The sequence below is a fragment of the Streptomyces sp. GL_148 genome, assembly GCF_057834205.1.
Window position 1 is genome coordinate 7,969,504 of the sequence record NZ_CM174396.1, and the last position, 21,726, is coordinate 7,991,229.

The 21,726-nt window shown below is 73.7% G+C and carries 22 protein-coding genes and 2 pseudogenes; 16 read left to right on the plus strand and 8 right to left on the minus strand.

Annotated elements, in window-relative coordinates; translation table 11 throughout:
- Positions 1-16: 16 nt before the first annotated feature.
- On the minus strand, positions 17-1,021 hold the full coding sequence (locus AC3IYI_RS35960) for a DMT family transporter (protein WP_489407620.1): 1,005 nt from the start codon (positions 1,019-1,021) through the stop codon (positions 17-19).
- 29 nt (positions 1,022-1,050) lie between these two features.
- Here AC3IYI_RS35960 and pdxR point away from each other — a divergent pair, with 29 nt between their 5' ends.
- The 3 genes from pdxR to AC3IYI_RS35975 all read left to right on the plus strand — a co-directional run bounded on the left by pdxR (position 1,051) and on the right by AC3IYI_RS35975 (position 3,887).
- Positions 1,051-2,604: a MocR-like pyridoxine biosynthesis transcription factor PdxR gene (gene pdxR, locus AC3IYI_RS35965; protein ID WP_489407621.1), complete on the plus strand. Its 1,554-nt coding sequence runs from the start codon at positions 1,051-1,053 to the stop codon at positions 2,602-2,604.
- 123 nt (positions 2,605-2,727) lie between these two features.
- Positions 2,728-3,216, plus strand: a complete 489-nt coding sequence (locus AC3IYI_RS35970; protein ID WP_489407622.1) for an LPXTG cell wall anchor domain-containing protein — start codon at positions 2,728-2,730, stop codon at positions 3,214-3,216.
- Between the two features lie 8 nt (positions 3,217-3,224).
- Positions 3,225-3,887 (plus strand): RNA polymerase sigma factor, encoded by a 663-nt coding sequence (locus AC3IYI_RS35975; protein ID WP_489407623.1) that lies wholly within the window; start codon positions 3,225-3,227, stop codon positions 3,885-3,887.
- Here the strand turns inward: AC3IYI_RS35975 and AC3IYI_RS35980 are convergent.
- Positions 3,826-4,482, minus strand: a complete 657-nt coding sequence (locus AC3IYI_RS35980; protein WP_489407624.1) for a hypothetical protein — start codon at positions 4,480-4,482, stop codon at positions 3,826-3,828. The genes AC3IYI_RS35975 and AC3IYI_RS35980 overlap by 62 nt on opposite strands.
- A gap of 223 nt (positions 4,483-4,705) precedes the next feature.
- Here AC3IYI_RS35980 and AC3IYI_RS35985 point away from each other — a divergent pair, with 223 nt between their 5' ends.
- Positions 4,706-5,692, plus strand: a complete 987-nt coding sequence (locus AC3IYI_RS35985) for an AraC-like ligand-binding domain-containing protein (RefSeq protein ID WP_489407625.1) — start codon at positions 4,706-4,708, stop codon at positions 5,690-5,692.
- A gap of 9 nt (positions 5,693-5,701) precedes the next feature.
- Positions 5,702-6,244 carry a GNAT family N-acetyltransferase gene (locus tag AC3IYI_RS35990; protein WP_489407626.1) on the plus strand — a complete coding sequence of 181 codons (543 nt, stop codon included), beginning with the start codon at positions 5,702-5,704 and terminating at the stop codon, positions 6,242-6,244.
- Positions 6,245-6,306: 62 nt separating this feature from the next.
- On the opposite strand, the pseudogene AC3IYI_RS35995 reads toward AC3IYI_RS35990, so the two are convergent.
- Positions 6,307-6,570, minus strand: a pseudogene (locus AC3IYI_RS35995) (MarR family winged helix-turn-helix transcriptional regulator); the annotation flags it as partial.
- On the opposite strand from AC3IYI_RS35995, the pseudogene AC3IYI_RS36000 reads away from it, so the two are divergent.
- Positions 6,559-7,206, plus strand: a pseudogene (locus AC3IYI_RS36000) (MFS transporter); the annotation flags it as partial. The pseudogenes AC3IYI_RS35995 and AC3IYI_RS36000 overlap by 12 nt on opposite strands.
- Positions 7,207-7,472: 266 nt before the next feature.
- Positions 7,473-9,143 carry a beta-N-acetylhexosaminidase gene (locus AC3IYI_RS36005; RefSeq protein ID WP_489407627.1) on the plus strand — a complete coding sequence of 557 codons (1,671 nt, stop codon included), beginning with the start codon at positions 7,473-7,475 and terminating at the stop codon, positions 9,141-9,143.
- Positions 9,144-9,176: 33 nt separating this feature from the next.
- Here the strand turns inward: AC3IYI_RS36005 and AC3IYI_RS36010 are convergent, their stop codons facing one another.
- The gene (locus AC3IYI_RS36010) at positions 9,177-10,010 is read right to left on the minus strand and encodes an endonuclease I family protein (protein WP_489411796.1); all 834 of its coding nucleotides are present in this window, start codon (positions 10,008-10,010) and stop codon (positions 9,177-9,179) included.
- Positions 10,011-10,258: 248 nt separating this feature from the next.
- On the opposite strand from AC3IYI_RS36010, the gene AC3IYI_RS36015 reads away from it, so the two are divergent.
- Both AC3IYI_RS36015 and AC3IYI_RS36020 read left to right on the plus strand, forming a co-directional pair.
- Positions 10,259-10,831 carry a DJ-1/PfpI family protein gene (locus AC3IYI_RS36015; RefSeq protein ID WP_489407628.1) on the plus strand — a complete coding sequence of 191 codons (573 nt, stop codon included), beginning with the start codon at positions 10,259-10,261 and terminating at the stop codon, positions 10,829-10,831.
- Between the two features lie 113 nt (positions 10,832-10,944).
- On the plus strand, positions 10,945-11,940 hold the full coding sequence (locus tag AC3IYI_RS36020; RefSeq protein WP_489407629.1) for an SMP-30/gluconolactonase/LRE family protein: 996 nt from the start codon (positions 10,945-10,947) through the stop codon (positions 11,938-11,940).
- Here AC3IYI_RS36020 and AC3IYI_RS36025 read toward each other — a convergent pair.
- Positions 11,924-12,739: a glutamate ABC transporter substrate-binding protein gene (locus AC3IYI_RS36025; protein ID WP_489407630.1), complete on the minus strand. Its 816-nt coding sequence runs from the start codon at positions 12,737-12,739 to the stop codon at positions 11,924-11,926. The genes AC3IYI_RS36020 and AC3IYI_RS36025 overlap by 17 nt on opposite strands.
- A gap of 252 nt (positions 12,740-12,991) precedes the next feature.
- Here AC3IYI_RS36025 and AC3IYI_RS36030 point away from each other — a divergent pair, with 252 nt between their 5' ends.
- A complete protein-coding gene (locus AC3IYI_RS36030) occupies positions 12,992-14,173 on the plus strand; it encodes a hypothetical protein (protein WP_489407631.1) in 1,182 nt (393 codons plus the stop codon).
- Positions 14,174-14,324: 151 nt separating this feature from the next.
- On the plus strand, positions 14,325-14,861 hold the full coding sequence (locus AC3IYI_RS36035) for a TerD family protein (protein WP_489407632.1): 537 nt from the start codon (positions 14,325-14,327) through the stop codon (positions 14,859-14,861).
- A gap of 256 nt (positions 14,862-15,117) precedes the next feature.
- Here AC3IYI_RS36035 and AC3IYI_RS36040 read toward each other — a convergent pair whose 3' ends face one another.
- On the minus strand, positions 15,118-15,750 hold the full coding sequence (locus tag AC3IYI_RS36040; protein ID WP_489407633.1) for a TetR/AcrR family transcriptional regulator: 633 nt from the start codon (positions 15,748-15,750) through the stop codon (positions 15,118-15,120).
- Positions 15,751-15,954: 204 nt separating this feature from the next.
- Between AC3IYI_RS36040 and AC3IYI_RS36045 the strand changes: the two genes are divergently transcribed.
- From AC3IYI_RS36045 to AC3IYI_RS36055, 3 genes are all read left to right on the plus strand, one after another.
- Entirely contained in the window at positions 15,955-16,812 is an 858-nt protein-coding gene (locus AC3IYI_RS36045; protein WP_489407634.1) for a phosphatase PAP2 family protein, read from the plus strand.
- The gene (locus AC3IYI_RS36050) at positions 16,809-17,714 is read left to right on the plus strand and encodes a hypothetical protein (protein ID WP_489407635.1); all 906 of its coding nucleotides are present in this window, start codon (positions 16,809-16,811) and stop codon (positions 17,712-17,714) included. The genes AC3IYI_RS36045 and AC3IYI_RS36050 overlap by 4 nt, the downstream gene beginning before the upstream one ends.
- 133 nt (positions 17,715-17,847) lie before the next feature.
- Positions 17,848-18,114, plus strand: a complete 267-nt coding sequence (locus AC3IYI_RS36055; RefSeq protein ID WP_489407636.1) for a GlsB/YeaQ/YmgE family stress response membrane protein — start codon at positions 17,848-17,850, stop codon at positions 18,112-18,114.
- 13 nt (positions 18,115-18,127) lie between these two features.
- Here the strand turns inward: AC3IYI_RS36055 and AC3IYI_RS36060 are convergent, their stop codons facing one another.
- Entirely contained in the window at positions 18,128-18,613 is a 486-nt protein-coding gene (locus tag AC3IYI_RS36060; RefSeq protein ID WP_489407637.1) for an NUDIX domain-containing protein, read from the minus strand.
- 163 nt (positions 18,614-18,776) lie between these two features.
- On the opposite strand from AC3IYI_RS36060, the gene AC3IYI_RS36065 reads away from it, so the two are divergent.
- Positions 18,777-20,444, plus strand: coding sequence for a serine/threonine-protein kinase (locus tag AC3IYI_RS36065; RefSeq protein WP_489407638.1), 1,668 nt, complete (start codon positions 18,777-18,779; stop codon positions 20,442-20,444).
- Positions 20,445-20,459: 15 nt separating this feature from the next.
- On the opposite strand, the gene AC3IYI_RS36070 is transcribed toward AC3IYI_RS36065, so the two are convergent.
- Entirely contained in the window at positions 20,460-20,960 is a 501-nt protein-coding gene (locus tag AC3IYI_RS36070; protein ID WP_489407639.1) for a DUF4188 domain-containing protein, read from the minus strand.
- 98 nt (positions 20,961-21,058) lie between these two features.
- Here AC3IYI_RS36070 and AC3IYI_RS36075 point away from each other — a divergent pair, with 98 nt between their 5' ends.
- Positions 21,059-21,703 carry a MerR family transcriptional regulator gene (locus AC3IYI_RS36075; protein ID WP_489407640.1) on the plus strand — a complete coding sequence of 215 codons (645 nt, stop codon included), beginning with the start codon at positions 21,059-21,061 and terminating at the stop codon, positions 21,701-21,703.
- Positions 21,704-21,726 lie beyond the last annotated feature (23 nt).

A 21,726-nucleotide genomic window follows, 5' to 3' on the forward strand; every position in this document is an offset into this window, starting at 1 on the left:
ACAAGGCGGGGAGCGCTCAAGGGGCCGCGGACTCCTGGGCGTTACGAGGCTTTCGCGCGACGGGCGCGACGGGCGCGACGGGCGCGAGTGGCGCGAGCGGGGCAGGCGGCGCGACCGCCGGACCGCCCGGGGCACGCTCCGGCCGGAGTCCGACCGCCAGCCCGGCCACCACCACGGCCAGGCCCAGCCACACCGCCGGCCCCGGCACCCCGCCGCCGGTCACGGATCCCGCGCCGGCCGCCGCGAGCGGCGCCACCCCGGCCAGCAGCCCGGCCCGGCCGGCGCCCACCGCGGCCACCGTGCGGTACCAGAGGAGGAAGGCCACCGCCGTCACCAGGACGGCGAGGTATCCGACGGCCGCCCACTGGCGCGGGGTCACCGACACGAGCTCCGAAGGCCCCTCGACGCACACCGTGAGCACCGCCAGCATCACCGCACCCAGCCATACCGCGTGCAGCGAGACTCCCCACGGGCCGTGGCGCCGCAGCACCGGTACCGCGAGCAGCGTGAAGGAGGCCTCGCAGCCCAGCGCCAGCGCGGCCCAGCCCACCCCGGCCGCGTCGGTCCGGCCCGTCCCCTCCACCAGGACCGCCCCGGCGACGACCACCACCGCGGCCAGCAGCACCCGCGGGATCGGCCTGCGGCCCTCCAGCAGCGGTCCGATCACGCCGAGCAGGATCGGTGCCGAGGCCACGGAGACGGCGATGACGGCCGGTTCCGCGTGCGCGACACCCCGTACGACGGCCACGTTGAACAGCACCAGCCCGGTCGCGGCGACCCCGGCCAGCCACAGCCACTCCCGGCCGCGCGGGGCCGTGATCGGCACCCGGGCGATGCGGGCCAGGCCGAACAGGAGCAGCGCTGCCACCGCGTAACGGGCGGCCTGCACGCCGAAGAGCGGGGCGTCCACGAGGGAGTGGGAGACGGTGACGCTGCTGCCGACCAGGGCCATGCCGGCGATACCGGGGGCGAGGCCGCGCAACTGCCGGGGCGAAGGGTCCGAAGGGGGCGAGGTGTTCATACCGTCGAGCCTGGGCCCACAATGGACCCGTGGACAGGTCCAAAGAGAGCGCCATCCAGGGGTCCGTAACAGTGCCATCGGAAACAGCCGGGTCGGACTTCCTCCAGCTCGACATCGGCCGGGCCCCGGCCGGCGGCCGCACCGACTGGCTCGCCGACCGGCTGCGCGCCGCCATCGCCGACGGCACGCTCGCCGTCGGCAGCCGGCTCCCGGCCAGCCGCGTCCTCGCCGCCGAACTGCGGGTCTCCCGGGGGCTGGTCACCGAGGCCTACCAGCGGCTGGCGGAGACCGGCCAGGTGGCCGGCCGCGGCCGGGCCGGGACCGTCGTGGTGGCCGCCCCGGTGACCGAGCGGCCGCCCCCGTCCCGGCCCGCCCGGTCCGGGGCCCCGGATCCGGCCCGCCCCTTCACACCGGGGCCCCGGGGCGGACTCGTCGACGCGCTGCGCGCCGCCCCGTGCCGGATCGACCTCTCGCCCGGGGCGCCCGACCTGACCGCGTTCCCGCGCACGGCCTGGCTCCAGGCCGAGCGCCGGGTCCTCGCCGAGCTCACCCCCGCCGACTTCGGCTACGGGAACCCCCAGGGCACCCCCGCGCTGCGCGAGGCGATCGTCGGCTGGCTCGCCCTGAACCGCGGGATCCGGGCCACCCCCGACGAGGTGGTCGTGGTGGCGGGCGTGGCCCAGGCGCTCGGACTGCTGGCCCAGGTGCTGCGCGCGGAGGGCGTGCGGCGGATGGCGGTGGAAGACCCCGGCTCGCTCGGGGCGCGGCAGCAACTGGAGCACGGGGGCATGGAGATCCTGCCCGTACCGGTGGACGGGGGCGGCATCGACACCGCCGCCCTGGCGGCCGGTCCGGCCCAGGCGGTGGTGCTGACACCGGCGCACCAGTTCCCGACCGGAGTCGTCCTGGACGGGGAACGGCGCCGCGAGCTCCTCGGCTGGGCGGCGGCCGGGGGAGTCGTCATCGAGGACGACTACGACGCCGAACACCGCTACGACCGAGCCCCCGTCCCCGCCCTGCGAGCCCTGCTCCCGGAAGCCGTCTGCTACACCGGAAGCGTCTCCAAGCTCCTCGCCCCCGCCCTGCGCCTGGGCTGGCTGCTGGTCCCGCCGCGCCGGCTGGACGCCGTGATCGAGGCCAAGCGCTACGCCGACCTCGGCAATCCCGTCCTCGCCCAGCTGGTGCTGGCCCGGCTGATGGCCTCGGGGGAACTGGAGCGCCACCTGCGCTTCGTACGCCGCCGCCACCGGGCCCGCCGGGACGCGATGCTCCGCGCGATCGCCGCCGAACTGCCCGGCGCGCGGGTGCACGGGGCGGCGGCCGGGCTGCACCTGATGGTCACCTTCGACGGAGCGGACGGCGCCGGCGGCTTCGACGACACGGCCCTCGCCGCGGTGGCCCTGGACCTCGGGGTCAAGGCCCAGCCGCTGTCCTGGCACCGGATGACCCCGGGACCCCCGGGCCTGGTGCTCGGCTATGCGGCGGGCCCGGTGGGGGAGATCGAGGAGGGGGTGGCCGTCATCGGCACGGCCCTGCGGCGGCCGCGGGCGACGCGGGAGACGCGGGGGTCCGGCCGGGCCTGAGCGGGCGGAGGCCTGCGCCGCGAAAAGTTTTTCGGGAACGGCGGCAACCTCCCGGGCACTCGCGCGTCGTGCGGGGGTGAAGGGCGTGATCCCGCGCCCCGCAGCCGACCGTGGAGAACCACCGTGAAGAACCTGAAGCGCGCCCCGCTGTCCGTCCGCAGGGCGACGGTCCTCGCCGTCGCCGCCGCCGGCGCGGCCCTCGCGCTGGCCGGGCCGGCCTCCGCCGCACAAGGGGCGTCGTCCGTGTCGCCGGCCTCCGCCGCGCCCGCACCGGCGACGACCGCGACGCCGAGCACGGCGCCGAGCGTGGCCCCCTCGGCCCCCTCGGCCCCCGCGCCCTCGGTGAGCCTGCCCCCGGGCACGAAGCCGACCGCGACCCCCAGCGCCGTCCCGAGCGTGTCCCCGACCGCCGCCCCGACCGCTGCCCCGGACGGGACGCCGACCGCCGTCCCGAGCGCCGCCCCCAGCGCCGCCCCCGCCTCGCCCGGCGCGCCCGAGCTCGCGCATACTGGCTCCTCCGCCACCACGGTCGCACTCGGCTCCGGGGCCGCCGTGCTGATCACCGCCGGGGCCGCGACCCTGTACACCGTGCGGCGCCGCGCCAACGGCTGAGGACCCCTGTGCTCCACCTCGTACCCTCCTTGGGCCCCGCCGCGTCCGGTTTCGACCGGCCGCGGCGGGGCTTGTGGTCGTTCCTGCTGCGCCGCGAGCGCTCGGGCGCGCAGGCCCCGCCCGCGCCGTCGGAGCCGTACCGGCACGGGTACACGTACGGCCATCCCTCCGAGAGGGCCGGCCCGCCGCCCACCGTGACCGAGCTCTACCACGCCCACCGGCTGCGGATGGTCCGGCTGGCGGTGCTGCTGGTGGACGACATAGGCACCGCCGAGGACGTGGTGCAGGACGCCTTCACGGCGTTGTACCGGCGCCACGGCGAGCGGATCTCGGAGGTGGACAACGCACTGGGCTACCTGCGCACCGCTGTCGTCAACACCGCCCGGTCCGTGCTGCGCCGTCGCCGGACGGCCCGCGCGTGGACCCCGCAGGCACCCGCCGACGTACCCTCCGCCGAGGCGTCCGTGGTCCTCGACGAGGCACACCGCGAGGTCCTCGCCGCGCTGGGGCGGCTGACTCCGAGGCGGCGGCAGGTCCTCGTGCTGCGCTATTGGGCCGACCTCAGCGAGGCGGAGATCGCCGAGACGCTGGGGATCAGCCGCGGGGCGGTCAAGTCGAACGCGAGCCGTGGGCTGGACGCGCTGGAACGGATTCTGGAGGGTCGGATATGACGGGTGGGCAGGAGCCGCCTACGGGGCCGGGCAGGGAGCCGTACGGGCCGTCCGAGCCGTACGAGCCGTCCGGCGGGGCGCGCGAAGCCTCCGGGGCGCCGGACGGGCGGCCGGTGGAGTACCGGCTACGGCAGGCCCTGGACGCCCGGGCGGCCGGGATCACCGTGCGCGAACTGCGCCCGGCGCAGCCGCCGGGGCCCGGGGTGCGGCGCCTGCCGTGGGCCTGGCCGCGCGGTTTCACGCTGCCCTTGGCGGGGCTGACGGCGGCCGCCGCGGTGGTGGTGCTGGGGTACGCCGTACTGGCTCCGGACGCTCCGGTCCGCCCGGGCCCGGTACCGGTGCCGCCGGCCGCGCCGCCGTCGCCCTCGCCGACCGGCTCGGCTCCGAGCCCGGTCCCGGACGGTTCCTCCCCGTCCGTTTCCCCGTCGCCGCTCACGCCTTCGGCCGCGCCCTCGACCTCGTACGTGCCCACGGTGAGCCCGTCGCGGTCGCCGGAGCCCGGTACGGGTGCGCCCCGGCCGAGTTCCGCCCCCTCCGCCCCCTCCACTCCGTCGGGCACGTCGGCCGCGGTCTCGCCGCCGTCGGCCTCGGCCACGGCTTCGCCTTCGTTCCCGCCGCCCACGCCTTCACCGAGCCGCCGCTGACGGGAACGGGAACGGGAACGGGAGCGGGAGCGGGAGTGGGAGTGGGGACGGGAGCGCGGGCGGGCGGCTGCCCGTTCGGGCCGCGGGGCGCCACGCGGCTCGAACCATGCGCCGACGGCGATCCGTTGGCCGCATCCTTGGATCCTGCCGAAGAGTTCGAACAGGGGGCGCGGGATGTGGCACGTGGTGTCGTCGGGCGGGGTACCGGCGCGGGAGCGCTTCGACTGGTACGCCGACATCATCTCGCGCGAGGTGATGCCGGCCGCCCTCAGCAGCGAGCGGCCGGCCGAGTTCCAGGGCGAGGCGGCCGTAGTGGACCTGGGGCCCCTGCGCGCGTCCAAGTTCGCCCTGTCGCCGCTGCGTTCGCGGCGCACGCCCGCGCTGATCCGGCGCGGTGATCCGGAGCAGTACCAGTTGGCCCTGCTGCGCACGGGCGTCACGTCGATGTCCCAGCACCGCAACGAGTGCACGGTCGGGGCCGGGGACCTCATGCTGTGGGACACCTCGCTCCCCTCCGACAACACGATGCTCGCGGACGGCGGCCGGGTACGGGCGACGATCCTGATGCTCCCCAGGGACGTCCTGCCGCTGCGTCCCGAGCGGCTGGAACGGCTGCTGGCCCGCCGCATCCCGGGTGACCGCGGAATCGCCGCGATCCTGGCCTCCTTCATGACCGCCCTGGAGGACCACGCCGCCGAATGCGAGCCGCAGGAGCTGGCCCGGCTCGGCGCGGTCGCCGTCGACCTCGCCACGGCCTGCCTGGCACAGCACCTGGACGCCGAGGACCGGATCCCCTCCGAAGCCCGCACGGAGGTCCTCCTGCGGCGCATCCACGCCTTCATCGAGCACAACCTCGGCGACCCGGAGCTGGCCCCGCCCGCGATCGCAGCCCGCCACAACATCTCGGTGCGCGGTCTCCACCAGCTCTTCCAGGGGCAGGGGGAGAGCGTCCGGGCCCGGATCCGGCGGCGCCGCCTCGAACAGTGCCGCGCCGACCTGGCCCGGCCCGAACTCACCACCCACCGGGTGCAGTCCATTGCCACCCGCTGGGGCTTCAGCGGCCCCATGGTCTTCAGCCGCTCCTTCCGCGAGGCGTACGGGCTCACGCCCACGGAGTACCGCGCGCTGTGCGCCACGGGCACGCACCGCGAGAGCGCATAGGCTCGTCCGATGAACGACACCACACACGACCTGCGAATCCGGCCGGGCGGCCCGGCGGACGTTCCGGCCGTTCTGGCCATGCTCGACTCCGCGGTGGCCTGGATGAACGCCCGCGGCAACACCGAACAGTGGGGCACGACCCCGCATTCGCGCCTTCCCGGCGCGGTGGAGCGGGTCCGGCGCTACACGACCGAGAACTCCCCGTACATCGCGGAGCTGGACGGGGAGCCCGTCGGAGCCCTGGTGCTGGACTCCGGCCCCAGCCCGAAGATGCCGATGATCCCGCCGGCCGGGGAACCCGAGCGGTACGTACGCCTGTTGGTCTGCGACCGGCGCCACGCCGGCCTGGGCATCGGCGCCGCGCTGCTGGTCCGGGCCGCGGAGGAGACCAGGCGGGCCGGGGTGCAACTGCTGCGGGTCGACTGCTGGGCGGGCGGCACGGGCGAACTGGTCGCCTACTACGAACGCAACGGCTTCACCCGCACCGCCCCCTTCCTCTCCGGTACCTGGCCGGGCCAGGTACTGGAGCAGCGGATCCAGGGCGTGTCCTAGGGCCTGTCGTCAAACTCCCGTCGTCGCCCGAAGGGCGGCAGACGGGAGTTTGACGACAGGCCCTAGTCCCCCTGGTTCCCCGCCGGGGTGTTCTTCACCGCGTCCAGCGCCTCGCGCAGGGCGGTGTCGTGGGTGGGGCGGGCCTCGGCCAGGAGCTCCAGGCCGGCCGGGCTGACCTCGGTGTAGATGCCCCGGCGGTCGGTGTCGCAGAGGTAGCGGCTGAGCAGCCCGCGGTCCTCCAGGCGGCTGACCAGCCGGGTCGTCGCGCTCTGGCTGAGCGCCACCGAGTCCGCGACCTGGTGCATGCGCAGGTGGTCGTCGCGGCCGAGCTCGTCGCCCCCGAGAAGAAGGCCGGAGCCATCGCGATGATGTTCACCGGCCTCACCGTGGCCAACGTCGTCGGCGTCCCGCTCGGCACGCTCGTCGGCCAGCACCTCGGCTGGCGGGTCACCTTCCTGATCGTCGCCTCGCTCGGCCTCCTCGGACTGCTCGGCATCGCGCGGTTCGTTCCCGACCTGCCCCGCCCCGAGGGCGTACGGATCCGCCACGAGCCGGCCGCGTTCCGCAACGCCCAGGTGCTCCTGGCGATGGGCATGACCGTCCTCGGCTTCGGCGGGGTCTTCGCCGCCATCACCCTCCTCCTCATCGGCGCCCTCGGCTTCGCGACCGTGCCGCCGCTGCAGAAGCGCGTCCTCGACCAGGCCGCCGGCGCCCCCACCCTGGCCTCCGCCGTCAACATCGGCGCCTTCAACCTCGGCAACGCCCTCGCCGCCTGGCTCGGTGGACTCGTCATCGCCGCCGGACTCGGCTGGACCGCCCCGAACGGGGTCGGCGCGGCGCTGGCCGCCTCCGCCCTGGCCCTCGCCCTGGTCTCCGGCGCGCTGGAACGGCGTACGGGATCCGCGCGGGCGGCGAAGGGAGCAGCCGGGTCGTCGCGGCCGGCGCCCCGGCGGCGCCCACCGCCGTCCCGGCCCACCACTGATCCGGCACGTCACCCCTCGTACCGCACCGCCTCCCTCCCCCCACACACACAGCCACACATCACAGGCACCGGTCCACCGCGACGGCCGGCTGGTCGGAGCCATCGGCGTCGGCGTCGGCGGCGGGGCCCGGCCCAGGACCACGGGTTCGCCGAGTCGGCGCTCGGCACGCTCGCTCTGCTCGTCTGATCCCCCGCCCGGTCGCGCGGCGCCGTCCGCCGTGCCACGTTGGTACGGGGGAGAGGTGGATGATGCGGGAGACGAAGAAGTACGGGCGAAGCCACGTCATCGCGACGGCAACCGTTGCCGCGCTGGTCACCCTTGCCGCCGTCCCCGGCTGTGCGTCCGGTGCGTCCGGCCCGGGGCACGCCCGGGCTCCGGCCGCGGCGAGGACCCAGCCGAGCACGACGGTCCCCGCCGCCACCCCCGCCACTCCCGCGACCACCCCCTCCACCCCGAAAGCCCCGGCGCCCTCGCCGACGCCGACGTTTCCGCTGTCCACCGCCCCGCGCACCGTCCCGGCCGTACGGGAACACGTGCCGGCCCACGGCCCCGGCTGGCGGCCCGGCCCCGGGGCGCGGGTCGTCGTACCGCCGGCCGACAGCGCGGCCCTGGCGGACGAGGGCAAGCTGCTGGCCGGGGAGCTGCGGATCGGATTCGCCGAGTCGGCCACCCCGCGCAAGGGCGACGTGGAACTCGCCCTCGGCTCGAAGGGCTCCGGCGCGCCCGAGTCGTACACCCTCACCGTGCGCGACGGGCAGGTCCGCATCACCGGTCCCGACCAGGCCGGGGTGTTCTACGGCACCCGCACCCTGAAACAGGAGGTGAGCGGAGGCGGTTCGGCCCCGGAAGGCACCGTGCGCGACGCCCCGGCCAAACCGCAGCGCGGGCTCAACCTCGACATCGCCCGCAAGCACTTCACCCCGGACTGGATCGAGGACCGGCTGCGCGAGATGGCCGACCTCAAGCTCAACCAGCTCGGCCTGCACTTCTCCGACGACCAGGCCTTCCGGATCGAGTCCGACACCCATCCCGAGATCGTCTCCACCCCCCACCTCACCAAGGCGCAGGTGCGGGGGATCACCGCGCTCGCCGCCCGGCTGCACATCGCGGTCGTCCCCGAGATCGACTCGCCGGGCCACCTCGGAGCGGTCCTGCGCGCCTACCCCGGGCTGCAACTGCGCGACGTGCAGGGCAGGGCGGTCAAGGGGGCGGTCGACATCGCGAACCCGGCCGCGGCGAAGCTCGTGGACGAACTCCTGCGGGAGTACCTGCCGTTGTTCCCCGGCTCTCTCTGGAACCTGGGCGCCGACGAGTATCAGGCCCTGGTCTACCGCGATCCGCAGACCTCCTTCCCGCAGCTGACGGCGGCCGCCCGGCAGCGCTACGGGCCCGGCGCCCGGGTGCAGGACCTGGCGACGGGCTGGCTGAACGACCGGGCGGACGTGGTCCGTTCGGCGGGCCGGGCACCGGCGGCCTGGAACGACGGCTTCTTCACCGGAGGGCTCGTCCAGCCAGCCCGGGACATCCAGGTCGAGTACTGGACGGGCAAGGAGAACAGGGCCCGGCCGCCGCTGGAGTACCTGCGCGAGGGCCGCAAGGTCGTCAACCTCAACGACGAATACCTCTACTACGTGCTGGGACAGCCGAACCAGTTCACGTACCCCGACGGCCGGCGCATCTACGAGCAGTGGACCCCGCTCGTGCTGCGCGGCACCGCGGCCGTGCCCGCGCGGTACGCCGGGCAGATACTGGGCGCGCGGCTCGCCGTCTGGTGCGATCTGGCCGGAGCCCAGACCCAGGCCCAGGTCGCGGCGGGCATCCGGCTCCCGCTCGCCGCCCTGTCCCAGAAGGTCTGGGACTCCCGCACTCCGGCCCTGGACTGGCCGGCCTTCAAGGCCCTGGCCGACCGGCTGTAGACCGGTCGGCTGTAGACCGTGCAGTAGGGCTGCCTACCAGATGGAGTTGACCCACTCCGGGTGGTCGATGAACGGGTTCCGGTTGTGCTGGTAGGTGTCGTAGATGACCTGGTTGCGGCGCTGCTCGAAGGCGTCCGGCGGGTCCTGCAGGTTCCACTGCTTCAGGACGCTGATCTTGCCGAAGAGGGGCGCGCTGCCGTTGTTGACCTTGTCGTTCATCTCCAGGTCGGCGAAACCGTCACCGCCGTCGTAGCGCACGGCCATGTAGAGCAGCATGCGGGCGACGTCGCCCTTGACCGCGTTCCGCGGCTCGAAGGAGTCGGCGTCGGTCAGGCTGCCGGGGGCCTCGGAGACCGGGCCGCCGCCCATGTCGAAGTCCTTGTTCCCGCGGGTGCTGTTGACGGTGACGTCCTCGGGCCTGAGGTGGTGCAGGTCGGTCCCGGGTCCGGTGGCGGTGCCGAAGTCGCCGTGGCTCTTGGCCCAGACGTGCTCGCGGTTCCAGTCGTTGGGGTCGCCGCCGTTGGTGGACTTCGCCTGTGAGCGGCCCGAGTAGACCAGGATGACGTTGTTGGAGTTCGCGGGGTCCTGGTCGGTGACCTTCAGGGCGTTCCACACGCCGTCGTACGTCACCTTGGACTGGGTCTTGATGATGTTGTGCAGCGCCGTCTTGAGCGCGGCGCCGGTCTTGCCCTCGGCCGTGGCGTAGTAGGTGTCGACGTCGACGGAGGCCGAAGCCGCGGTGGGGGCGGCCTCGTTGGTGAGGGCTGCTTTCTTGTTCTGCTGGCCGGCCGAGGCGGAGGCCGGCAGCAGTATGAGGGACGCGGCCGCGAGGCCGGCTGCCCAGGGAGTAAGGCGCGAGATTCTCATCACGTGGGGGTACCTCTCCACACGCACCGCTCCCGCCCGGGGAATTGGCGGGGTATCAGGTGGCAGAGCGAGGTTCACATTGTCATGTGCCCTACAGGTAAAAAGCACGTGTCGGGAGCCCTGATTTTCTACGCGCGTCACGTGTCGCCATCGTCCGGGTGATTGGCGCAAGAATCCCTATGCAGGATCGGGCGCCGCGGGCACGGTTGCGGAGGCCACACCGTGAACAGCCCGACCAGGAGCAGCCCATGGCACCGAAGATCCTCATCGTGACCGGCGACGCGGCGGAGTCGCTGGAGGTCCTCTACCCCTACCAGCGCCTGATCGAGGAGGGGTACCAGGTCCACATCGCGGCGCCGGCGGTGAAGAAGCTGCGGTTCGTCGTCCACGACTTCGAGGACGGCTTCGACACCTACACCGAGAAGCCCGGCTACACCTGGCCCGCCGACATCGCCTTCGCCGACGTGGACCCGGGGGAGTACGCGGCGCTGGTCGTGCCCGGCGGGCGCGCTCCGGAGTACCTGCGCAACGACCCCGAGGTGCGGCGGATCCTGGCGGCCTTCGCCGGCAGCGACAAGCCGATCGCGCAGATCTGCCACGGCCCCCTGATCACCGCCGCGGCCGGCGCCCTCGACGGCCGTCGGGTGACGGCCTATCCGGCCCTGGAGCTGGACATGAAGGCGGCCGGCGCCGCCTTCGAGGACTCCGAGGCCGTGGTCGACGGCACGCTGGTCTCCGCCCGCGCGTGGCCCGACCACTCCGCCTGGATGCGGGAGTTCCTGACCGTCCTGCGCGTCAAGGCCCCGGTTTCGCAGGGGTGAGCTTCGCCGTCCCCTTGTGAAAGATCCTGACCGGGGGCTGCCGGGGAGCAATCGATGTGGTGGGGTGTGAGGGTCAACCCACCTGTTGCGCACGGTAGTTGAGAGGGTCAGTCATGACGGGGAGCATAGGACGACGCGGGTTCATCGGTGCGGCCGCGGCGCTGGGAGGCGCCGCGCTCGTCGGAGCGGCGGCGCCGCTCGCCCAGGCGCAGGGAGCTCAGGCGCAGGGAGCTCAGGCGCAGCAGGCGGCCTGGCTGCCGCGGCCCGTCGCGTTGGCGATCCCGGCGGGCTTCCAGCCCGAAGGGATCGCCGTCTCCGCGCACGGCACGGCCTACACGGGCTCGCTGCTCGACGGCTCGGTCTACCGCTTCGACCTCGCCACCGGCGCGGGGCGGATCATCACCCGGGGCGAGGGGCCGATGTCGGTGGGCCTCAAGCTCGACCCGTACGGCAGGCTACTGGTCGCGGGCGGCGCCAGCGGGCAGATCCGGGTGGTCGACGCCCGGGACGGGCGGGTTCTGGCCACTCACCAGGCCGCGACCGGCACGGCCTTCGTCAACGACGCCGTCGTCGGCTGCGGCGGCGCCTGGTTCACCGACTCCTTCGCGGACGTCCTGTACTTCCTGCCCGCGGGCCGGGACCTCACCGGCCCCGGAGCGGCCCCCCGCGCCCTGCGGCTCGGCGGCGAGTGGGACCCGGTTCCGCCCGGCGGCGCGTACTGGGGTGCCAACGGGATCGAGCGGACCCCCGACGGCCGGGCCCTGCTCGTGGTGCACGACACCGCCGAGGCGCTGTTCCGCGTGGACCCGCGCACCGGCGCCGCCACCCGGACCGTGCTCGACGGCGGCTCCGTGGGCAACGGCGACGGGCTCGTGCTGCACGGCCGGACGCTGTACGTCGTACGCAACTGGGCCTATGCCGTGGACGTGTTCACCCTGAGCGGGGACGGCCGCCGGGCCCGCTTCGTCAAGCGGATCACCGACCCGCGCTTCGACGAGCCGACGACGGCCGAGGTGTACGGTGGCCGGCTCTACGTGGTCAACGCCCGCTTCGACGCCGACTGGTCGGACCCGGCCACCGCCTCGACGGTCGTCAGCTGCCCGTTGTGATGGCGGGCGCGGGCTCGTACTTGTAGTCCGGGCCGAAGTTCTTCTTCACGGCCGCTTCCCAGGTGCCGTCCTCGACCATCTTGCGGATCGCGTTGTTGATCTTGACCTGGAGCTCGGTGTTGCCCTTCTTCATGCCGATCCCGTAGTTCTCGCTGCTCAGGCTCAGCCCGATCAGCCGGAACTTGCCCTCGTTGCCCTTGCGGGCGGTGTAACCGGCCAGGATGGAGTTGTCCGTGGTCATGGCGTCGACCAGGTCGTCCCTGAGGGCGACGACGCATTCGGAGTAGCCGCCGAGCTCCAGGAGGCTCGCCTTGGGGGCCAGGTTCTTCCTGACGTTCTCCGCCGAGGTCGAGCCGGTCACCGAGCACAGTCTCTTGTTCGGGTTGTTGAGGTCCTCGGCTTTGGTGATGGTGGGGTCGTCGGCGCGGACCATCAGATCCTGGTGTGCGAGGAAGTACGGTCCGGCGAAGTCGACCTTCTGCTTGCGCTTGTCGTTGATCGAGTAGCTGGCGGCCACGATCTCGACCTCGTTGTACTCGATCAGGAGCTCGCGGTCGTTGCTGAGGACCTGCTTGAAGGCGATCCGGTCCTTCGGGTAGCCGAGCTCCTTCGCGATGTACGTCGCGACGTCCACGTCGAAACCGCTGAAGGTGCCGTCGGGCTCCCGCATGCCGACGCCCGGCTGATCGAACTTGATGCCGACGGAGAAGGTCCTCTGGTCGTCGTCACCGCCACACGCCGATGCGGTCAGGGCGAGACCGATCACTGCGGCGATGGCGCCGGCCTTGGGAACCTTCATGCTGCACTCTTTCCTGGGGTACGCGGATACGCGGGGTCGCGGGCGGGCCGAGCCGCGCGGGAGCGCGCGGAGCGCACCGGGACCGGGCCGGGGGCGCGGGGAACCGCGGAGGCTGGTGGACGCGTATATGAGGAAGCTAGGAACACGTCGGGCGCAGTGTCACGACATCTGAGCAAATCTTGAGGGTAACGATCCGGAACGGCGGCAAATCCTGCGGCGGATCCGGTACTGAGCGGGAGAGGAGCCGGTCGGGTGGCCAAGGGCGGGGTAAGGGTCGAGGGGAACGCACTGCTGCTGGGCGAGGGGGCGCAGGTCCGGTTCATGCGGACGCTGCGGCTGCCGGAGACCGGTACGCACAATCTGCCCCCGGGGCTGGGGGAGTTTCCGCTGCGGCGGGTGGAGGACTATCCGGACACGGTTCCGGCGGACTGGCTGGCCAAGGGCGGGGTGATGCTCCCCGTGTACCTGCGCGAGGCGATGTGGCTCAGCTTCGGGGGGACCCGGGAGCCCACCGCGCTCCAGGTCGGCGTCGGCAAGGTGTGCGCCGTCTCCGGCGAGCGGTGGACGGGCGCGCTCGGGCGCCGGCCGCAGAACTACCTCGTGCTGCCGCGCCAGCCGTGGCTGGACGGGATCAATTCGGGCACGGGCACGGTCCGCCAGTTCGTGGCGGTGCCGCTGGGGCTCGGCGCCACCGTGGAGGGCCAGGTCACCGGCGAGGAGACCGCGGGCGGCGTGCAGCTCCAGGCCTTCCCGCTCGGCGCCAAGGCGCTGGAGCGGTGGCGGGAGGAGGAGCGGGCGCGCACGGCCGGGACCGGCCGGACCGGCGGCGTACCGTACGGGATCCTGCCGCCGGGCAGTCCTCCGGGAGGAGGCTACGCGGGCGGCGGCTACGGAGCGCCCCCGGCGATGCCGATGGCGATGCCGGCGCCGATGGCGGCCCCGGCGCCGGGCGGCCCCGTGGGAGGGCCTCCCGGGGCGCCGGCGACCCCCGCCTCGGCCGCGGGTCCGCTGCGGCGGTCGGGCGGCGGGCCGGTCCCGCAGGCGGCGCCCGCGATGGGGCTCGGCGTCGGCGGCTCCATGCGCCAGGAGGTGTACCGCGACGACCGCAAGGCGAAGGACTGGGCGGCCGAGCCGGCAGCCCGGGTCTTCGTCCACCTGGTGACCCCGCCCGCGTGGCGAAGGATCACCGGGGAGGAGCCGCCGCCCTCGCCGGTGGACCGCGCCGCGTACACCAAGGCAGGGCTGCCGTGGTTCGACTACTACGACGAGGACGCCGCCGACCTCGCCCCCTCCGACGCCCTCGGCGGGGTGCGGCCGGTGGGCGAATGGCTCGGCGCGGACGAGGCTCCGTGGGCGGAACCCGCCCCCGGCCAGGTCGCACCGCTGGGGAACGGACCCCGGCCGGGCAAGCCGGTACAGGACGGCAACTGGTAGCCGGCGCCCCCTCGCGCCCCCTCCCGCCCCCGCCTCCCGCCGACGTCGTCCCGCCCCCCGGACTGGCCGGGAACGTACGGTCGTTCGAGCCCCGGGGCGGGACCCGTGACAGCATGGGAGGGCAACACACGGTGGTCGGAGGGGGAGTTCGGTGAGCGGAGTACGCAAGGGCCTGGCCAAGGTGGAGATCGCGCTGCGGTGGGATCCCAGCCCGGCGGGAGCGCCCGTCCACGATCTCGACCTGCTCGCCGCGGTGTATGCCGCCGCCGACCCGTACGGGGAGCCCGTCCACCTGGTGCACTTCGGCAGCCGCGCGCCCGACGGCACCATCATGCTGAACCGGGACAGCAGGACCGGGCTGGGGCTGGGCTTCGACGAGGTGATGACCCTCGAACTGAACCGGATCTCCGACGAGCTGGTCCGGGTCGTGGTGGGGGTGGTGATCCAGCGGCCGGGCGGCGGCCCGGCGCTGACCTTCGCCGACGTCGCGGGAAAGGGGCTGCGCATCCGGGAGGGCTACACGGATCTCGCCGTGGACGACCTCACGGGCTTCGGCGCGGCGAGCGCGGTCACGGTGGCCGATTTCACCCGCGACGCCGCGGGGGTCTGGTCGATGGATCCGGTTCTACGGGGCTTCGACGCCGACCCGGAGGAGTTCGCGCGGGCGATGGGCGCGGCCCGGAGCTGAGCCGGCTGCGGGGGCCGGAGCCGAGCGGGCTGTGCGGGCCGGAGTCGATCCGCCCGGGCGTCCGGAGCCGGTCCGCCCGGAGTCGATCCGCAGGGCTGTGCGGCCGACCGCCGCACGGACCGGTCGGCGGTCACTCCACGAGGGAGTGCCCGCCGTCCGGCCCGGGGGCTGCGCTGCCACCGTCCCCACGAGGCAGCGCGAGCGGGTCGCCGCCCGGTCATCGGGGACGGCGGCCCGCTGGTTCAGGGGGGCCCGTTCAGGGGGCCCGGCCCGCCTCCGGCGGGGCCGCGCCCAGCGCCGGCAGCAGGCAGGCGTCGACGAACCGTACGAGGTACTCGGCGTCGGCGTAGCGGCCCTCCAGCACGGGCCGGATGCGCAGTACGCCCATCAGCTGCGCCGGCAGGAACTCCACGGCCGGGTGCCCGGGGGCGAGCTCGCCCCGCGCAACGGCCCGCGCCACGATCGCGTCGAACGCCGCCAGCTCCGGCTCCACCAGAGCCTCGCGCAGGGCCGCCTTCAGCTCCTCGTCGCTCAGCACCGCGTGTCCGAGGGCCTGCATCAGCCGGGTGTCGCGCCCGGAGGTGCAGGCGGCGATGCGGGCCGCCTCGCGCAGGTCGCCCGCCAGGGTTCCGGTGTCCACCGCGGCGAGGGTTCCGCGCCGGTCCGCGCGCAGGGCGGCGGCGACGAGCTGCGGTTTGGTCTTCCACTGCCGGTAGAGCGTGGACTTTCCGCAGGTGGCCCGCGCGGCGATCTTCTCCATGGTCAGCGCCTCGTAGCCGTCCTCGCGCAACTGCTCCAGGACGGCGTCGTAGAGCTGCTGCTCCCGCTCCGGTGTGATCTTGGAGCGGCGCGCGGGGGCCGGGGCGGCTTCCGGCGTCGGCGACGTCATGGGGCGGCTCTCCTCGGTGCTGCGTGGCCACATTCTGCTGCTGCTCGCGGCCGAGATATTTCGGTCGCACCGCAGCTGCCTCTAGTGAAAGTCTACGGGAACGCGAGCGTATCGGTACACACTCGTATCGATACGAGAATGTATCGATACACTGGTGTGTCGATTGTGAGCCGTGTAGCCGTGTACAGGAAGCGAGACCGGGGGATGACCTCCCACACCACACCCGTCGGGGCCGACGCGGGGCCGGGTGCCCGTCGTCGCCTCATACGCGAGCTCCTGCTCGTCGTGGGCCTCTTCGCCGTCTACAAGTGCGGCCGTACGCTTTCCACCGGCCGCACGGACGAGGCCTTCCGCAACGCCACCCGGGTCTGGGACGCCGAGCGTACCCTGCACCTGCCCGGCGAAGGCCTGGTCCAGCGACTGCTCCTGCACGGCGACGCCCTCGTGCACACCGCGAACACCTACTACGCGGCCGTGCACTTCCCCGCCACGGTGCTCTTCCTCGTCTGGCTCTACGTACGCCGCCCCGCGCACTACCTCTGGGCCCGCCGGGTCCTGGCCGTCCTGACCGGCGCGGCCCTCGTCCTCCACCTGGCCTTCCCCCTCGCACCCCCGCGGATGCTGGGAGCGGCCCACCTGATCGACACCGGCCAGGTCTACGGACCGACCGTCTACCGGGCCGCGCCCGCCGCCGACACCATGGCCAACCAGTTCGCCGCGATGCCCTCCCTGCACTTCGGCTGGGCTCTGATGCTGGCCCTCGGCATGATCGCCGCGACCTCTTCGCGGTGGCGCGCCCTGTGGCTGCTGCATCCGCTGGTGACCCTGCTCGTGGTCGTCGGCACGGCCAACCACTACTGGATCGACGCCATCGTCGCCACGCTGCTCCTCGGGGCCGCCCTGCTGCTGGTCCCGCGCCCGGTCGGCCGTTCGCTCGTCACCCGGCGGAGCGTGCCGGGGCGGAGTGCGGTGCCGGGTCCGGGTCCGGTTCCGGCGGGTGTGGGTGCCGGTGCCGGTGCGGCAGCCGTGGACGCCATGGAGCCCGTAGGAGCAGTCCGGTGAACTCCACGCTCCTCGCCGTCCTGCTCTGCCTCGCCGCGGCCGTCACCTACGCGTCCGCCGCCGTCGCCCAGGAACGCCTAGCCCGCCGCGCGGTCGCCCGCAGCACCTCGGCGCTGCTCGGCAACGGCGCCTGGTGGTGGTCGGCGGGCCTGAACGCCGCCGCCGCGCTCCTGCACGCCGCCGCCCTGCGGTACGGGCCGCTCACCCTGGTCCAGCCGCTCGGCGCGCTCACCCTCGTCGCCGCCGTACCACTGGGCGCGCACGGCGCCGGGCGGCGGGTCGTGGCCAGCGAGTGGCGGGGCACCCTGGCCACCGTCGTCGGCCTCGGCCTGCTCCTGCTGCCCGCCTCCGGCCCGTCTCCCGACGAGACCCTGACCCTGTCCGAGGCCCTCTCCGTCTCCGGAGCCACGGCCGCGGTGATCATGCTGCTGACCGCGCGGAGCGACACCCGCTCGGGGCTGCGCCACGCGACGGCGTCCGGGCTGGCCTCGGCGGCCGCCTCCGCCCTGACCCAGACCGTCGCCGTGGCGGGTGGCCGCGGCGGGTCCCTGCTCAGCGTCCGGGTCGTCTCGGTGGGCCTGCTCGTGGTGGTCTTCGCGGTCGGCGGGATGCTCCTGTCCCAGCGGGCCTACCGGGGCGGCCTGGGCGCCCCGCTCGCGGTCGTCAACCTGACCAACCCACTGGCCGCGGCCGCGATCGGGATGATCCTGCTCGGCGAACGCATCCAAGGCGGCGCGTTCGGAATCCTGTTGGCCGTGGCGGGAGCGCTCGCGGCGGCCCGGGGCGTGCTGTTGCTCACGCGGACCCCGCAGGAGACGCGGACCCCGCAGGAGGCGGGCACCCCGCAACAGACGGCGGTCGTTCCGGCTCAGGCCGCGCCGTTGGCCCGTGTGGCGGCCTGATCCGCAGGGCCGCCGACGGTTCCTTCCGGCGTGGCCGAGAACCGTTCCGCCTGTTCACGCGTCTCCCCGTGTGAGACCTGAACGGACGTCGCGCGCACGAAGAGGCGCGCACATCGAAGCGGAGTGAACGGGCATGGGCATCATCGGCTGGATCATCCTCGGACTGCTGGCGGGCGGGATCGCCAAGGTCCTGCTGCCCGGCCGTGACCCGGGCGGCCTGATCGGCACCACCCTCATCGGCATCGCCGGCGCCTTCACCGGCGGCTGGCTCTCGGCGAAGTTCCTGGACCGGTCGATCCAGAACGACTTCTTCGACCTCGCCACCTGGGGTTCCGCCATCGCCGGCTCCCTGGTCCTCCTCGTCGCCTACCGGCTCCTCTTCGGCAACTCCCGCAACTGACCGGCTGCCCCGGTCAGTGCTCCATGTAGGCCACCGTGCCGGTACGGCGGGCCGCGTCGATCTCGCGCAGGCGCGCGAAGTTCGAGGGGGTCATGAGTGCCTCCCACTCCCGCACCGAGCGGACCCGTACCTCGCTGTGCTCCTCGGGGTCGAGGACGATGGCGGCGATCTGCTCGTCGGTGAGGGTGCCGCCGTCGAAGAGGAAGCCGATGTGGTTCGCGGGCCAGTTTTCGCCCCGGTGGGCGATGAACTGGGTGCCCAACAGCTTCCGCTCGCCCTCGAAGGCGATGCCCGTCTCCTCCAGGCACTCCCGCAGCGCGCACTCCCAGGGCGTCTCGCCGTGGTCCATGTTCCCGCCGGGCCACTGCCAGGTCTCCGTCGAGTACGTCGCACGGAGCTGCACCGGGCGGCCGGCGGTGTCGGTGAAGTAGAGGCAGGCGTAACCGGTCGCCCGCTGGATGGTGTTGACGTACTCGGCGGGCGGGAGCCATGCGGACACCGTTCCACCTCCGTCCGGGCCTGAGCCCCTCGGGGACATCGGACAGGCACCCTACCCACGCCGCGCACCGGCCACGCCGCACGGCGCCCGGGCCCGGGCCCGTGGTGTCCACGTCCCGGTCCGGGTGCGCCGGCGTCGGTGGTGGCGCCTACGATGACCGGCCATGGACAGCAGTGAGGCCGGCAGACGGTTGATCGACGGGCGCTTCGAACTCGCGCGGCCCCTGGGCAGCGGCGGGATGGGGACGGTGTGGCGCGCCCGCGACATCGCGCTGGACCGGGAAGTCGCCCTCAAGGAGGTGCGGCCGCCGGACCCGGCGACCGCCGCCGCGCAGCCCGGACTCGTCGTCCAACTGCGCGAACGCGCCGTCCGCGAGGCCCGGGCCCTCGCCCGGCTCGCCCACCCGAACGTGGTCACCATCCACCACATCGTGGAGCCCGAGCCCGGCTCCGACGGCCATCCGTGGATCGTGATGGAGCTCGTCAGGGGCGGCTCCCTGGCCGACCGGCTGGAGGGCGGGCCGATGCCGGTGGCGGACGTGCTGCGCCTCGGGCTCGACCTGCTCTCCGCGCTGCGGGCCGCGCACGCGGAGGGCGTGCTGCACCGTGACGTGAAACCGGCCAACGTGCTCCTGCGGCCGAGCGGCTCCGCGGTGCTCACCGACTTCGGGATCGCCGCCCTGCACGGCGCGACCGGGCTGACCTCGACCGGAGCGCTGATCGGTTCGCCGGAGTACATAGCGCCCGAGCGGGCGCGCGGCGCGGAGGGGCTGGCCGCCTCCGACCTCTGGTCGCTCGGGATGCTGCTCTACGTGGCCGCCGAGGGGGTGCACCCACTGCGCCGGGCCACCAGCCTGGCCACCGTGGTCGCGGTGCTCGACGAGCCGATCCCCGCGCCGGTGCGGTCCGGCCCGCTGGGACCCGTACTGGAACGCCTGCTGGTGCGGGACCTGGCCGTGCGGCCCGACGCCGAGGAACTGGAAGCGCTGCTCCGCGGTGCGAGCAGTGCTCTCGGCGGCGCCGCTCCGGTGGTACCGCCGCCCGCCCTCGGGAGCTTCGGGCCTGCGACCCCGGCGCCGTTCGTTCCGGGCGCGGGCAACCCGTACGGGCCCACCGTCCCCACGGCCTTCCTCCCGCCGCCCGCCCCGCGCCGGCGCCGCCGGTCCGCCCTGCTCGCCGGACTCCTCGCGGTGGTCCTGGCCGCCGGGGTTGTCGGCCTCGTCAACTGGCTTCCCGACGGGAACGCGGGCGGCGCCGAGGGCAAGAGCGGCGGCGCCTTGTCCTCGGGCACCCCGTCCGCTTCCGGACCGGCCTCCCCGGCCCCGGGTACCGCCGTGGCCCTGACCCCCACCCCCACCCCGAAGGCGAGCACGCAGAAGCCGGTCACGCCGCCCAAGGGCAGCATGATCGACCCGGCCAACATCCGTACCGCCGTCGAAGCGCTCAAGCAGCAGACGGGCACCACCACCTTCGTCGACCTGAGGGTCTACGACGACTACGTGCTCGCCGACATCCCCACCGCGGCCGGAGCCAGGACGGTCGACGCCTGGCAGTACCGAGGCGGCGTCGCCAAACGCACCGGCCCGTCCGGCACCGTGAAGCCCGACGAGCCGCTCATGGACATGGCGGCGCTCGACTGGGACGCCCTGCCCGCCCTGCTGGCCGAGTCGACGAAGGAGCTCGGCGTCGACAAGCCGAGCTCCCGCTACCTCAACGTCTCGCCCTGGATGAGCGCCCCCGCGATCCGCCCCTACCTGAGTGACGAGTACGGACAGGGCGGCTACGTCCTCGCCGGCACCGACTTCAAGATCAAGAAGGTCTACCGGAGCTGACGGCCGGGCTCGCCTTCACGAACCGGAGCGGTGGCGCAGGCGGTCCGCGGCGCGGCGGCCGCGGGCCTCCAGGGGGAGGACACCGGTGGCCGCGCCCAGGCCGGCGGGCGGCATGTCGGCGTAGATCGACTCGTACGACCCCTCCGGCACGATGTAGGTCTCGTGCCACAGACCCACGTGCTGGCGGACCTTGCCCGCGCGCTCCTTGCGGTTGATGATCGCCCAGACCCGGCGGTGGAGCATGTCGGGGGCCGCGGCGTACGCGTAGAGCTTCTCCTTGGACTCCCAGTACTGGACCACGTAGTACGTGCGGGGCGAGGCCGTGAGCATGACGTGGCCGAGCAGGCCCCGGCCCTCGTCCCGGGCCAGTTCGCGGAGCATGCGGGGCATGGCGAGCACGACCGGGACCCAGTGGTGCGGGGCCCAGAAGTGGTTGATGCGCATTCCGAGCAGCAGGACGACGACGTCGCCCTCGGCAGCCGCGGTGGTGCGGCCCGGTATCGGCTTGGCGAACACTCTGCCTCCAGGTACGGCCTGGTTGGATTGCGGCACTGGCTGGCCGTGCCGTCCGGTCATGCTTGGATAGTGGCACTCTCCAAAGAAAGGCTCAAGAGATGCGACTGGCGGAGTTGAGCGAGCGCAGTGGCGTCTCCACGGCGACCATCAAGTACTACCTGCGCGAAGGCCTGTTGGCTCCGGGCCGTCGGGTCAGCGCGACGACCGCCGACTACGACGACGGGCATCTGCGGCGGCTGAGGCTGGTCCGCGCTCTGATCCAGGTCGGCGGGATTCCGGTCGCCACGGCCCGGGAGGTGCTCGCGCACGTGGACGACGAGTCCCTGGGGCGGACGATGCGGATAGGTGCGGCGCTGTGGGCGCTTCCGCAGGGGCCCGAGCCGGACGACGAGGATCCGGCGGTGATCACCGCTCGGCGCGAGGTGGACCGGCTGCTGGAGACGCTGGGCTGGTCGACGGCCCGTGAGGTGGGAGAGCTGTCCCCCGTCCACCGCTCGCTCGTCTCGGCGGTGTCCACCCTCATCCGGCTCGGCTATCCGTGGGACGCCGATCTGATGGCTCCGTACGCCGAGTTGATGCACCAGGCGGCGGTGCGCGACCTCGACTTCATGGAGACGTATCCCTCCGAGGAGGAGAAGGTCGAGACGGCGGTGGCCGCGGTCGTCCTCGTCCAGCCGGTACTGAAGGCCCTGCACCGGCTGGCACAGGAGGAGGAGTCGGCGCGGCGCTACGGCCTGGAGTGAGGCCGGGCGTACCTTTCCGGTCA

Coding starts and splice junctions, on each gene's coding strand:
- AC3IYI_RS36015 (WP_489407628.1), top strand. CDS start 10,259: ATGGCACCGAAGATCCTCATCGTGACCGGCGACGCGGCGGAGTCGCTG.
- AC3IYI_RS36010 (WP_489411796.1), bottom strand. CDS start 10,010: ATGAGAATCTCGCGCCTTACTCCCTGGGCAGCCGGCCTCGCGGCCGCG.
- AC3IYI_RS36075 (WP_489407640.1), top strand. CDS start 21,059: ATGCGACTGGCGGAGTTGAGCGAGCGCAGTGGCGTCTCCACGGCGACC.
- AC3IYI_RS36045 (WP_489407634.1), top strand. CDS start 15,955: ATGACCTCCCACACCACACCCGTCGGGGCCGACGCGGGGCCGGGTGCC.
- AC3IYI_RS35985 (WP_489407625.1), top strand. CDS start 4,706: ATGTGGCACGTGGTGTCGTCGGGCGGGGTACCGGCGCGGGAGCGCTTC.
- AC3IYI_RS35960 (WP_489407620.1), bottom strand. CDS start 1,021: ATGAACACCTCGCCCCCTTCGGACCCTTCGCCCCGGCAGTTGCGCGGC.
- AC3IYI_RS36005 (WP_489407627.1), top strand. CDS start 7,473: ATGATGCGGGAGACGAAGAAGTACGGGCGAAGCCACGTCATCGCGACG.
- AC3IYI_RS36065 (WP_489407638.1), top strand. CDS start 18,777: ATGGACAGCAGTGAGGCCGGCAGACGGTTGATCGACGGGCGCTTCGAA.
- AC3IYI_RS36040 (WP_489407633.1), bottom strand. CDS start 15,750: ATGACGTCGCCGACGCCGGAAGCCGCCCCGGCCCCCGCGCGCCGCTCC.
- AC3IYI_RS35990 (WP_489407626.1), top strand. CDS start 5,702: ATGAACGACACCACACACGACCTGCGAATCCGGCCGGGCGGCCCGGCG.
- AC3IYI_RS36025 (WP_489407630.1), bottom strand. CDS start 12,739: ATGAAGGTTCCCAAGGCCGGCGCCATCGCCGCAGTGATCGGTCTCGCC.
- AC3IYI_RS36020 (WP_489407629.1), top strand. CDS start 10,945: ATGACGGGGAGCATAGGACGACGCGGGTTCATCGGTGCGGCCGCGGCG.
- AC3IYI_RS36055 (WP_489407636.1), top strand. CDS start 17,848: ATGGGCATCATCGGCTGGATCATCCTCGGACTGCTGGCGGGCGGGATC.